The 14238-nt window shown below is 29.8% G+C and carries 9 protein-coding genes; 6 read left to right on the forward strand and 3 right to left on the reverse strand.

Annotated elements, in window-relative coordinates; all coding sequences use genetic code 11:
- Positions 1-596 precede the first annotated feature (596 nt).
- The 6 genes from hemH to Q1X91_RS11160 all read left to right on the forward strand — a co-directional run bounded on the left by hemH (position 597) and on the right by Q1X91_RS11160 (position 11855).
- On the forward strand, positions 597-1583 hold the full coding sequence (hemH, locus tag Q1X91_RS11135) for a ferrochelatase (RefSeq protein WP_300757268.1): 987 nt from the start codon (positions 597-599) through the stop codon (positions 1581-1583).
- Positions 1584-1757: 174 nt separating this feature from the next.
- A complete protein-coding gene (locus Q1X91_RS11140; protein WP_300757271.1) occupies positions 1758-7508 on the forward strand; it encodes an Ig-like domain-containing alpha-2-macroglobulin family protein in 5751 nt (1916 codons plus the stop codon).
- A 262-nt stretch (positions 7509-7770) separates the two neighbouring features.
- A complete protein-coding gene (locus Q1X91_RS11145; protein ID WP_300757274.1) occupies positions 7771-9312 on the forward strand; it encodes a bifunctional UDP-sugar hydrolase/5'-nucleotidase in 1542 nt (513 codons plus the stop codon).
- A 461-nt stretch (positions 9313-9773) separates the two neighbouring features.
- Complete coding sequence (locus tag Q1X91_RS11150) at positions 9774-10985, forward strand: dicarboxylate/amino acid:cation symporter (protein ID WP_300757276.1); 1212 nt, start codon at positions 9774-9776, stop codon at positions 10983-10985.
- Positions 10986-11007: 22 nt separating this feature from the next.
- Positions 11008-11490, forward strand: coding sequence for a GNAT family N-acetyltransferase (locus tag Q1X91_RS11155; RefSeq protein WP_300757279.1), 483 nt, complete (start codon positions 11008-11010; stop codon positions 11488-11490).
- Positions 11491-11507: 17 nt separating this feature from the next.
- Complete coding sequence (locus Q1X91_RS11160; protein ID WP_300757282.1) at positions 11508-11855, forward strand: cytochrome C biogenesis protein; 348 nt, start codon at positions 11508-11510, stop codon at positions 11853-11855.
- Between the two features lie 78 nt (positions 11856-11933).
- Here Q1X91_RS11160 and Q1X91_RS11165 read toward each other — a convergent pair whose 3' ends face one another.
- From Q1X91_RS11165 to Q1X91_RS11175, 3 genes are read right to left on the reverse strand one after another with little or no spacing between them, the layout of a single operon-like run.
- Entirely contained in the window at positions 11934-12773 is an 840-nt protein-coding gene (locus Q1X91_RS11165) for an RnfABCDGE type electron transport complex subunit B (protein ID WP_300757284.1), read from the reverse strand.
- Between the two features lie 42 nt (positions 12774-12815).
- Complete coding sequence (gene rsxA / locus Q1X91_RS11170; RefSeq protein ID WP_020004685.1) at positions 12816-13397, reverse strand: electron transport complex subunit RsxA; 582 nt, start codon at positions 13395-13397, stop codon at positions 12816-12818.
- Entirely contained in the window at positions 13390-14049 is a 660-nt protein-coding gene (locus tag Q1X91_RS11175) for an electron transport complex subunit RsxE (protein ID WP_300757289.1), read from the reverse strand. Before Q1X91_RS11175 ends, rsxA begins: the two co-directional genes overlap by 8 nt.
- Positions 14050-14238 lie beyond the last annotated feature (189 nt).

Genomic DNA, 14238 nt, shown 5'->3' on the forward strand with positions numbered 1-14238 from the left:
ACTATCAATAGCATTAGCAGAGAATTTTCATCTGTTTGAAAATTGACAAACTATATTTGTTTAGGTATATACTAAAAATTTTTAAGTTTGTCAACCGAGCTCTCCCTCATCTTCGTTCGGGACGCACGGTATTGTTTATTCTTATCAAATGTAAACGCGACCGAACGAAGTGAGGAAGTACCCGAAGTGGTATGCGGCTGATTACCTATTATTATACCAAATAAGTAATTTGCTATACATATAAAACATATTTTGTTGATTAATAAAAATATATTATGTTACAAATAAACTATAATGACATTTATAAATAACTAAAATTTGACAAAATATAATTGTTTAGGTATATAATAAAAAAATAAAAATAACCTTAATAAACTTTATACGATTGGTATTGATCTAAACATTACTATTTCAAATATAAACATATTTTTACTATATTTTTAACAACTGATAGATTTTATATTCAAATCTTCCTGAATATTATTTATTATTATGTGTTTAATATATTTTATAGCTGATAAAATATTATTTTAAATTTGACTAATAATTAAATATATATTATATTAATTAGTAATAATTATTAATAAGGATATATTATGAACAATGATAAAAAAGAAACAGTTATACTTTTTAATATGGGAGGAGCTAACAGCATAAAAGAAGTGGATACATTTTTAATCAATATGTTTAATGATTATCATATATTAAATATAAAAAATAGTTTTATGAGAAGCATTATAGCGAAAAAGATAGTAAATAAGATTAAGCCTAATGTAGTAAAACACTATGAAGCAATAGGCGGAAAATCCCCAATAAATGAATATACAGAAATGTTAGTTAATAAACTTAATGAATTGTACAGCTCAAAAGATTATAAATATGTGATGAATTACAATAGTCCTACAGCTTATGATGTATTAAAAGAATTAAAACATAATAATGTTACAGAAATTACATTATTCAGCATGTATCCTCAGTATTCAGAAGTTACTGTAAAATCATCATTAGAAAGTATTTATAAAGCTATGAAAAAATTAAAATATAATCCAAAAATAAATATAATAGACAGATACTATGACAATGAATATTATAATAATTCTATAGTTAAATTAATAAAAGACTGTATAAAAGATAAAAACAGTGAAGAATATATATTAATATTTTCAGCACATTCTATACCTAAAATGTATATTGATAAAGGAGATCCTTATAGATATGAATGCAATTGCAATGCAGAAATATTAAAAGAGAAACTTTATAAAGAAGGATTACATTTTAAAGATATTGTACTTTCTTATCAGTCAAAAATAGGAAAATTAGAATGGCTTTCCCCTACAACAATAGACATGGTAAAAAAATACAGAGGAGAAAAATTAATAATATACCCTTTGGCATTTACTATAGACAATTCCGAGACAATTTATGAGATAGATATAGAATATAGAAAAGAAGCATTAAATAAATATGATATCAAAGATTTTATATTATGCCCTTGTTTAAATGACAGCATATATTTTGCAAAAACTATTATTGAATTATCAAAAATGAATAAAGAAATTAATATATATGATAAAATTGTTTAATAACGCAGCACTTTTTTATATTTTTTTAGTTTTATATAATGATATGTAATTTTATGGTAAATAAAAAATATTAGAGTACAATATGTATAAAATATTTTTACTTTTATAGTTTACTTTTAAATTATATATGATATAACTTTATAAAATCAAAAATATAGTTTGTCGGAGAAGTTTATGTTAAATATGTTAAAATTGAAAACTATTTATTATGCTGGTATTATGTTATTTATAATGGGGGTAAGTATGTTTGCTGCTGTTGCTATTGATAGAACTAGTCCAATAGGAGAAAATACAAGCAGATATAACTATGAAGCAATAACTGTAACATTCAATCAGCAGATGGTTGCTTTGCAGTCTATAAAAGAAGTAACTAATGAATATTTCAGTTTTAATGTAGATGTTAAAGGTACTTATAGATGGCTTTCTATTAATACTTTAGCTTTTTATCCTAGTGAGCCTTTGCCTGATAATACTGCTATTGAAGTTACGCTTAAAAAGGGAATAAAAAGCGAACTTACGGGAGAAGTATTAGAAAATGATTATACTTGGAGTTTTAATACTTTAAGACCTATAATGCAGAAAAGCTCGCCTTATGACAGACAGTCAGATTTGGCTACTGATGTTAATATAGTTGTTTATTATAATATGCCTATATATCTTGAAAGTGCCAAAGAAAATATAGAATTAATTTCAAGCAATACCTACAGAAATATAGATTTTGATGTAAGATATGCAAGACTAGAAGATTTAAGAGAATGGGAAACTAATGAATACAAACTTGAACAGGTACTAGTTATAAAGCCTAAAACGGTTTTGGATAAGAACGATAAAATAACAGTACATATAGAAAAAGGGCTTGCTGCTATTAATGGAAATTTGGGAACAGCAGATAATGACAGTTTTACTTTTTCTACACATGATGAATTCTATTTCAATGGAAACAGTGAGCAGACAGTAACAGCATCATACTCTCCAGAAGCTCCTAGAATTAATTTTTCTACAAGAGTTGAATGGGCTGACTTAATAAGAAATATTGAAATCACTCCAGCAATTCAGCTTCCTACAGAAGAGGATATTCAAGAGAACTCTTGGAGCTCTAAAAGTTTTTCGCTTTATTCACTAAGATTTAATCCTAATGTTACATACAACATAAAAATAAACGGAAGTCTTAAAGATGCTTACGGTCAAACTTTAGGAAAAGAACAAAATATTACATTAAATGTTACAGACTATAATCCAAGCCTTTCTATACCTTCTGGAATGGGAGTTGTTGAATCTTATGAAGGAATAAAACTTCCAGTACAGGTAATGAATCCTAATACTATTAATATACAAAGCAGATATGTTGATAAAGAAAATATCATACCATTTTTATTTGTAAATAGGGAAGTATACAGATATGATGAAAGTGCAGAGTTTAGAAATTATACAAATCAATATAAAAACTTATTAGGGTATAATAACACTACACAATACACTCCAGATGTTGAAAGAAACAGATACATCACAACAGCACTTTATTTAACTAATTATATGAATAATAAACAGTACGGACTTTTATCAATAGAGTTTAAAAGTAAGACTGGATATCAAAGTCAGTATGATTATTCATCATCTTCACAGATACAAATTACATCTATGGGAGTAACAGGAAAATTCTCAGGAGATTCAAATACAATATTCGTAACAGATTTAAAAACGGGAATGCCTATTGAAGGAGCTACTGTAGAAATAAGAGATGACTTTAACAGAGTATTAGAAAAAGCTGATACTGATGAAAACGGAATAGCTACTACTAAAGGATTCAGAGCTTTAGGAATAAGCAGAGTAAGCAGATGGTCATCACCAAGACAATGGGCTATAGTTACAAAAGGCGATGATGTATCTTTCATAAATAGTGATTGGGGTACAGGCGTTTCACCTTGGAGAATGGATATAAGCTATAATGATGCTCCTCCTACTAAAGATTATAACGGCTCTATGTTTACAGAAAGAGGTATTTATAAAGCAGGAGAAGAGGTACATATAAAAGGTGTTATAAGAGAAAATAGAATAGGAAGCTGGCAGATACCTAATGATTTAAAAAACGGAACATTTACAATCAACAATTCAAGAGGCGAAGAGATACATAAAGGAACAATTACTTTAAATGAATACGGTTCTTATTTGATAGATTTCACACTTCCAGCCGATTCTCCTACAGGTTATTATAATGTAAATGCAGTATTTCAAAATGAGTCCAATAATGACAGAGAAGAAAATACTTCATACAGTTTATCGCAAAGTTTCAGAGTAGAAGAGTTTAAACCTTTAGAATATGAAAGCAGATTATGGGTTGAAGATAAAAATTATTATTTAGGCGATACTATGCCTATAAAAATGTCTGGCTGGTATTTATTCGGCGAGCCTATGATATCTAATCAGGTAGATTATAATATATCTATGAATGAAACTTTCTTTACTCCTCCTAATAATGCAGGATTCAGATTTACAAAATTAAGCTGGTTTGAAGATGAGTATTATAATGATTATTATTCTATGATAGCAAACGGTACAGCTTCATTAGATGAAAACGGAGAATATGCTTATGCTCCTACTGTAGATGCAAGCCGTTCAATACATGCAGCTTATGTTACTATAGAGTCAACCGTATCAGGTGAGGATTCTCAAAGAGTAAGCACAACTAAAAGCGTATTAGTTCATGGAAGCGATTATTATATAGGTATAAAAAGACAAGGCTATTTCTTAGAAACTGATAAACCTACACAATTAGAGTTTATAGCAGCAGACCCAGAAGGCAACAGACTTGAAGGCAAAAAAATAGAAGTACAGGTTATAAGAAGACATTGGGAATCTGTAAGAAAGGCTATAACAGGCGGAAGATTTGAATGGGAATCTAAACAAATTGATGATGTTGTTGAAACTGCCACAGTTGCAACAGCTAAAGACCCTGTTGCTTTTAGTTTTACTCCTACAAACTCCGGACTTTATATAGTATTGGCAAGAGCAAAAGATTCTAAAAACAGAGAAGTTGCTTCTGATGAATATATGTATGTTATAGGTAAAGATTATGCTCCTTGGGCTATGTTTGATGATGATTTGCTAGAGCTTATAACAGAAAAAGAAGAGTATAAACCTTATGAAACAGCTAGAATAATGGTAAAATCTCCTTATGAATCTGCCACTGCTTTGGTAACAGTTGAAAGAGAATATGTAATAGATTCTTTTGTAACAAATATAGAAGGCTCTACTGCTTTAATAGAAGTACCTATAAAACCAGAATATTTGCCTAATGTTTATGTAGGTGTTTCACTTGTTAAAGGAAGAGTTGAAAATGAGGCTTATACTAATTATGCAACTGATGAAGGTAAGCCGTCATTTAAAATAGGTTATGCAGGACTTTCAGTTTCTCCGCGTGAAAAAGAGCTTAATGTAAAAATAACAAAATCTGCTGACAGCTTAGAACCACGCGATGAAATGACAGTTGATTTGTATGTTGAAACAAAAGAAAGCAAACCTATGGAAACAGAGATAATGTTAAGCGTTGTTGATGTGGGAGTATTAAATTTAATAGGATATAAAACTCCTAATTGGTTTAATACATTCTATGGAAAAAGACCTTTGAGTGTTGCAAGTGCCGATACAAGAATACATTTGATAGGTCAGCGTAACTATGGAGAAAAAGGAGACATACCGGGCGGAGACGGTATGAGAGCTAATGCTTCACTGATGGATAAAGCTGAAGCTATGGGTATGGACGTATTCAGCATAAGAAAAAATTTCCTTACTACTGCTTTCTATCAAGGAAGAGTAAAAACTGATGCTGAGGGTAAAGCTACAGTTACATTTAATTTACCAGATAATATTACATCATTTAGAATAATGGCTTCTGCTATAAATAAAGACGGTTATTTCGGTGCTTCTGATGATGTTGTTGTAGTTAAGAAAAATATTATGCTTATGCCTACACTTCCAGAGTTTGCTTATGTTGAAGATAAATTAAAAGCTGGCACTTTGGTTTACAACTATTCTGATAAAGATTTGGAAATAGAAATTCAGGCTGCTGCTTCTAATGCTATGATAGAAAATGATGTTCAAAAAATAACAGTTCCTAAAGGCGGAAATGCTGATGTTAGATTTGATATTATAGCTACAAACAGAGGAGAGGCTAAAGTTACAATACTTGCTAAAGGCGGAGAATATACTGATGCTGTAGAGAAATCATTTGAAGTTAATGTACCTATGACTACAGAATCTGTTGCAGTATTCTCAAGCACTACAAACAACAATACCGACTTGATGATAAGAGTACCTAATATTACAGAAGCGTATAAAGGTGCTGGAAGTTTGGAAGTTTATATGTCTCCTAGTGCATTCAGTGAGCTTTCTGGAGGAATTAATTATCTTATTAATTATCCTTATCTTTGTTTAGAACAGCAGTTATCAAGAGTTTATCCTATAATAACAAGCAAAAGATTATTAGTAGACATGAAACTTACTGATATAGCAGAGGCAGAATTAGATAAAACAGTAACTGATTTCTTGAAAACTATGCCGACATATCAAAGTCTTAATGGAGGATTCTCATACTGGCCTAGCAAAACTTGGATATCTCCTTGGCTTACTGCTTATGCTGCTGATGCTATGATTAAGGCTAAAAAAGAGGGATACACTATTGATGAAAACTCTTTACAGTTGGCATTAGAATACATAAACAATTATGCTAAAAGCGGAAATGCTGAAAAACCTAGCTTCTGGAATGATGAATACATTAATTTATCTTCTATAGCCTACATTGCGGCAGTTCTTGCTGAAGGCGGATACAATTCTAATGATGTAAAAGCTATAATAGACAGAATATACCCAGAAGTTAATAATATACCTTTCTACGGACAGGTTCAGTTAATGAGAGCAATGTATTATAACAAATACGATAATAATGCATTTACTAATGTAAGACAGTATATACTCAATACTATTAAAGAAGACCCTACTACTGCTCATTATGAACTTGAAGGAAGATATGCTAATCTTTATTGGATACACTCTTCATCAGTAAGAGATACTTCTGTTGCTTTATATGCATTGATAGAAACAGGATATGACAATGCTGTTAATGAAAAAGTGGTTCGCTGGCTTGTTCAGTCAAGAAAAAACGGAAGATATTTAAATACTCAGGATAATGTTTCAGTATTTGCTGCTATGAATATGTATTATAAAAAATATGAAAATGTTAGTCCTAATTTCAAAGCAGAGTTTATATATCAGGGACAAACTTTACTTGCAGAAACATTCAGTTCCAGAACTCAGCCTAGCCTAACAAAAAATTATGCTTTAGATGAGTTTATGAATGACAGATTAAGCAATTTAAATACTAGAAGTGCTTTAGCAAATATTAAAAGAAATGGAGACGGCAGACTTTATTACGGAGTAAGACTTACTTATGCACCTCGTGATTTGGCTGTTAATAGAGATGCTGGAATAAAAGTTGTAAGAGAGTATCAAACTAAAGACGGAAAAGTATTAGACCTTACAAAAGATAAATTCAAACAAGGCGAAGAATATGTTGTTGTAGTGAAAGTTACAGTTCCTTATGAGAGACATTTTGTAGTAGTTGACACTCCTATTGCTTCTGGTATGAGAATATTAAACTCTTCATTTGCTACAGAAAGAAGCGAAGTTAAAAACATTACTGGCAATCAAGATACAAGCTGGTGGGGCGGATTTAATCATACTGAAAACTACAATGATAAAATATTGTTATTTGCCGATATTCTTGATAAGGGAGAGCATGTATACAAATATGTAGTTAGAGCAGCCACACCTGGTGAATATTTGCTTCCTGCTACTAAAGCTGAAGAGATGTATAACCCAGAAGTATTTGGTTATGACGGACAGTATAAAGTTGTTATAGAGGCTAAATAATTTAATATCTTAAATTTTATAATAGATTTTTTAAGGGCGGTATCTTTTTTAAGGTATCGCCTTTTTTATTATTTAAATAATAATAATTTACAAAATTCTATAATTTAGGAATTATATATTGTTTATTTTAAAATATAGTAATTTAAACTAAATAATAGTATTTCATTTTTTAATAAAATATATTTAGAAGTAAATATATTTTATTAATTTTTTATATACAATATTTATTAAATAATACTATAATTAACAATGGGATAATTTTATGCTTAGAAAAAATTACTATATTTTTATTTTTGTTTTAATGACAATTTTATTATGCCAAAATAATATTTTAAACTCACAAGAGGCTTCATCAGGAAATCTTATTATAATACATATGAATGATACACATGGAAAAGATGAAGAGGAAAACGGAAAGTATGGAGCAGCTAGAAGAGCATCGTATATAAAACAGGTAAGAGCTACTAATAATAATGTTTTGGTTCTTCATGCGGGTGACACAACGATAGGAAGTATATATTCAACAATTTTTAAAGGTGATGATGAAGTAAGAATTATGAATAAACTTGGAGTAGGAGCGGTAACAATAGGAAATCATTTTACAGATTATGGATTAGATAATTTTAATAAAATAATGAAAGATAGAAATTTCCCTACTCTTTCAGTAAATATAAAAAATAAGAATAATAACAGCTATTATGCAAAGCCTTATATGGTTACAAATATCAATGGAATAAAAATTGCTGTAGTAGGGGTAACATCAAAAAATTCAGGATATAATCCAAATGATCTTAAAAATTTGATACTTGAAGATGAAATAACTGCATTAAATAAATTCATGGAAGATATACCTTTAAATACTACTAATGACGTTACAATACTTCTAAGCCATGCAGGATATAATATGGATGTAGAAATTGCTAAGGCCATACCTAATAAATTTGATTTTATAATAGGAGGTCATACACATACTGTTATGGAAAAAGCTGAAATTGTTAATGGTACTCCTATAGTGCAGGCAGGTTCTTACGGACATTATCTAGGAAATATAAATATAAACCTAAATAATGGGAAGGTTTCAAACTTTAATTATAAATTAGTTGCAATGGATGAAACAATAAAGCAAGATGCTGATATGCTTGCTTTAGTTAATGAAATGAAAAAGGAAGTTGACATTAAATCTAATATAAAAATAGGTACATTGCCTATGGATTTGCCTTATGATGTTGTTACTATAAGACAGCAGTCTACAGCATTAGGAAATTTCATATGCGACTTGGTATTAGATTCCAATCAGGAAGGCGATAAAGCTGATATGGTTTTGATTAATGCTGGAGGCATTAGGGAAGGGTTTAGTAAAGGAGATATAACATTAGCAAATATAATGACTATTTCATCATTTGATAATGAGGTAATATTAATATCATTAACTGGAAAAGATATACTTGATTTACTTAAGATATCTTGTAAAAACAGCACAGTAATTCCTACAAATTCAGGAGGAAGTTTTTTACAAGTATCCAGAGGAATGGAAGTTGTATACAGCAGAGATGGAAAATTAATATCGGCTAAATTAAATGGTAAAGCTATTAATGAAAAACAGTATTATAGAGTGGCTTTATCTTCATACATATACAGTGGAAAAAGCTATGTTGATGAAAATGGAAATTTTATAGCTCAAAAAGGAAAAGATGAAAATAATACAAATAAAGACTTTAGAAATGATATGGAATCAAAAATTAGATCTCTTAATAATATACCTTCAAGTTATATAGACGATACACTTAGAGTAAGATTGCAATAGATATAAAAATTAATATTTTTATCAAATAACAAAAATTATTTTAAAGTATAATAAATTGGTATATACCTAAACAAATATGGTTTGTCAAAAAATTAACTTTGTAATTTTTGATATTTGCGGGGCTTCACAGTCGTGCCACGCCCTGCGTGCCTGTGGCAACCCCCAGTTCTTTTGTGACGCTGTCCGCCTTCGGTGTGGCACAAAGAAGCAAAAAGGCTGTATTTCTGGCTAAATTTTACAATTTATTTTACATGTAAAACATAATTAGTACTATTTAGTATTATTTTTACACTTGCACTTTTTGGTTCTTTTTGCGGCGGGAAAAAGAACAACATAAAAATTGATAAACTTAAAAATTTCCAGTATAATCTTTATTTGATGTAAAGATATAAAATATATTGACTTATTAATTTTTTTCATGTAACCTATTACAGTAATATAATAGTTTGGGAGTATTATATATGAATATTTTAAAAAATTATAAGTTTTCATTTATATTAATTTTTTCAATGATATTAGGTGCAGTTATAGGGGCAGTATTTGGAGAAAAAGCAGCTGTACTTCAGCCTATAGCCGATGTGTTTTTAAATCTGCTATACTGCTGTGTTGTACCTATGATATTTGTTTCATTAGTGTATTCTATATCAAATATGGAAAACACAAACAAATTAGGAAAAGTGCTGTCTGTTATGATTATCATTTTTTTATTAGCAGAGATAATAGCTTCAATTTATATGCTAATAATAACTATAATATTTAATCCAGCAGAAGGCTATAATATAGTAATGAATGAAACTATAAGTAATATTAAAAGCAATTCAAATATATTATCTATGTTTACTGTAAATGATTTTAATCTTTTATGGTCAAGACAAAATTTGATGGCATTAATAGTATTTGCCATGTTTGTAGGAATTGCTGCAGTTAAATCAGGAGATGCTGGAAAACAGGCAGTAAAATTATTTGGCTCTTTAACTGTGATTATATCTAAAGTAGTTTCATATGTTATGTATTTAGCTCCTATAGGACTAGGTGCTTTTTTTGCTGTTTTGGTAGGACAAAATGGGGCTGAATTATCAGGTCCTTTATCTAGGGCTTTGATAATATATTTTATAGCTGCTATTGTATTTTATTTTTTATCAAATACAATATTTGCATATCTTGGGGCTGGAATAAAAGGTGTAAAACTATTTTGGAAATATATTATACCTCCTTCTTTAGTATCACTTGGAACTTGCTCATCAGCAGCCACAATACCTACAAATTTGATAGCTGGAAGAAATATAGGAATACCAGATGATATTAATGACTTAACTATACCTATGGGATGCAATCTTCATAAATCCGGAGCTGCATTGATAACTGTATTAAAAATTACTTTTATGTGCAGTATGTTTAATGTTAATATATTAGAGCCTCAAAATATCATTACTGCTATATTAGTATCAGTGCTTGCTGCTTCTGTTATGGGAGCAATACCAGCAGGCGGATATGTAGGAGAGATTTTTATAATATCAGCATTCCATTTTCCACAGGAGGCTATACCTATAATGGTATTAATAGGAACAATAACAGATGCCCCAGCTACAACAATAAATGCTACTAATGATGTAGGAGTTGGAATGCTTATGGCTAGAATATTTAAAGGAAAAAATTGGCTAAAACAAAATTAAATAAATTAAAAAGGGTACAAAAATGGAAATAGCAAAATACGAAAAAAAATATCTTAAAGAAGCATTAAATATATGGAATGAGATAATAAAAGAAGGAATATATTTTCCTCAAATAGAAACTCTCACAAATGAAGAAGAGGCTCATAAATACTTTAGTTCTCAGGATTATACTGCTATTGCTTATGAAGATGATAAAATCTACGGAGTTTACATACTTCACCCAAACAATATAGGAAGATGCGGACATATATCCAATGCATCATATGCTGTAAGTAAAGATGCAAGGGGTAAAGGTATAGGAGAGGCTTTAGTAAGAGATTCTATTAAAAAAGGTGCTGAGCTTGGATATAAAATACTACAGTTTAACGCTGTTGTAGTGTCCAATAATGCTGCTCATAAACTATATGAAAAAATTGGATTTAATAAAATAGGAATAGTAAAAAAGGGATATCTTAATAAAAATAATGAATATGAAGATATTGTACTTTATTATATAGATTTATAATTTAAGGATAAAATTTTATGGATTTTAAAAAAGTAAAAATAGAAATATATATACCAGAAGAATACACTGATAAATTAAGAGAGGCTTTAAATAGTATAGGAGCTTTAGGTGTAGGCAGCTATGATAATGTAATGTCTGTAACAAAAATTACTGGGTATTGGCGTCCTTTAGAAGGAGCTAATCCTTTTGACGGAGAAGTTGATAAAATATCAAAAGCTCCTGAAGATAAAGTAGAGTTTTCAACCGATATAAAAAATGTGGAAAATATTATTAAGGTTATGAAAGAAGTTCACCCCTATGAAGAGCCAGTAATGAATATAATACCATTAATAAATGATAGATTTAATATGAATTTAAATTATTAATATTAAAAAATGAAATAAAAAAACAAGAGTCTATTAATTATAAACTCTTGTTTTTTTATATTCACAAATTAATTAATTTTATGCCTGTTTAACTTCTGAAAGATCTTTTACAGAATTTACTCTCTCATTAGTAATAGATTTAGTAGGACATTTAGCTATACTTTCATTTGTAATAGAATAATCATCATAATTAACTATAGCAAGATAATTATCTATTTTCATACCGCCCTCTTTAGTAGCTTTAACACAAATACCGCATCCTATACAAGCTCTGTCGCAAGCCTTTTTAGCAATAGGACCTTTATCTTTAGATTTACAATATACATGGAACTCTTGAGAAACAGGGTGTATTTCTATAAGTTTTTGAGGACAAGCCTTAACACATGCATTACATGATACACATTTATCTTCAACAATAACAGGCATTCCAGTTTTTTCATCTTTAATAATAGCACCAAACTCACATGCCTTCATACAATCATAAAAACCAACACAGCCGTAAGAACAGTTTTTATTTCCACCAGCCATAACAGCAGAAACACAAGTATCAGCACCATTATATACTTTATCAGATTTTGCTATACCATTATGTCCATGACAGAAAATATAAGCTCTTGTTCTCTCTTTTTGAGCAGGTGCTACTTTACCCAAGAAGTCTGCAACTTTAGCAGCAGTATTAGCTCCTCCAACAGAACAGCCGTCTACAGGAGCTTTATCATCAACTAAAGCCTTAGCAAACTGAGCACAGCCTGGAAAACCGCATCCTCCGCAGTTAGCACCAGGAAGCATTTCAGTTAATTGAGTAACTCTCTCATCAACTTCAACTTTAAAAATTTTAGAAGAAAATATCAATAAAACAGCCAATATCAAAGCAATTAAGCCTGAAGATATTGAAGCTACCAAAACAGATGTCATCATTTTTATTATCCTTTTAAATAACTTCTAACACACTAATAATAATCATATTTTGATTATACCAGAGAAACCATAGAATATAAGAGCAAGTATTCCTGCAGTTATGAAAGGCATAGCAGGTCCTCTAAATGCCTGAGGTATATCAGCAGTAGATAAACGCTCTCTTATGCTAGCCATTATAACTAATGCCAATGTAAATCCTACTCCTGCTCCCAAAGCAAATACTATATTCTGTATAAAATTATATTTGTATAATACTCCAAATAAAGCCAAACCTAATACACAGCAGTTAGTAGTTATAAGAGGCAAATAAATACCTAAAGATAAATACAAACTTTCGCTAGTTTTTCTAACAACCATCTCTACAAACTGAACCAAAGCTGCTATAACTATAATAAATAATATAGTTTGGAGGAATTCAATTTTAAAAGGAACTAATATATAGTATTGAATCATCCAGCTTACAGCGGCAGTAAGTACAAGTACAAAAGTAACAGCAATACCCATACTTATTGCAGAATCTAATTTATTTGATACTCCCAAGAAAGGACATATACCCAAAAATTTAGTTAATACGAAATTATTAACTAATACAGTAGCAACAAAAAGTAAAATTAAATTAACCATTAGCTTTTCCTCCTCTAGCATCTATGGCTCTTTTTATAGCAATTAAAGTACCTAAAGTAAAGAAAGCACCCGGAGCCATAATCATAACAACCCAAGGAGTTGTAATTTCATTATAGGCATTCAAAGCAAAAGGCATAGCAGATTCTACAAAACCTCTTATGCTTCCTACTATATCAAAACCAAGCCAAGTACCGTTTCCTAATATCTCTCTGACAGATGCAAGAAGTGTCAAAGCAAAGAAGAAACCTACACCGTTGCCTAAAGCATCAAATATACTAGGTATAATACCGTTTTTATTTGCAAAAGCCTCAGCTCTTCCCAATATAATACAGTTTACAACTATAAGAGGAATATAAGGACCTAAAGCTAGAGACAAAGTATAAAACTTAGCTTTCATAACTATATCAGTTAAAGTAACAAAAGCTGCTATAACTACAATGTATCCCATAATTCTAACTTCATTAGCATAAATCTTTTTTATAAGTGAAATTAAAGCAGATGAGCATACTAATACAAAGATAGTAGCTGCTGACATACCTATAGCATTCATAACACTGCTGGTTACTGCTAAGCTGGGACACATACCAAGAACCTGAACGAAGGTTGGGTTATTTTTCCATATACCTTCCATAAATACTTGAGAATTTTTCATAATAATTTAACCTTGATTTAATTAAGATTATACACTTATATATTATATCATAAACTGCAAGATTTTTCAAGTAATATCATAAATATATACTGTTTAAGAGCCATAGATATTGCACACTTTTAGTTTAAAAAAAAGATGGTATTCCTTATAATTTATAATTGCTACAAATAAACCAAAAGGAATACCTAT

It is taken from the genome of uncultured Brachyspira sp. (genome assembly GCF_949287625.1).
In the GTDB taxonomy this organism is placed as follows: Bacteria; Spirochaetota; Brachyspiria; order Brachyspirales; family Brachyspiraceae; genus Brachyspira.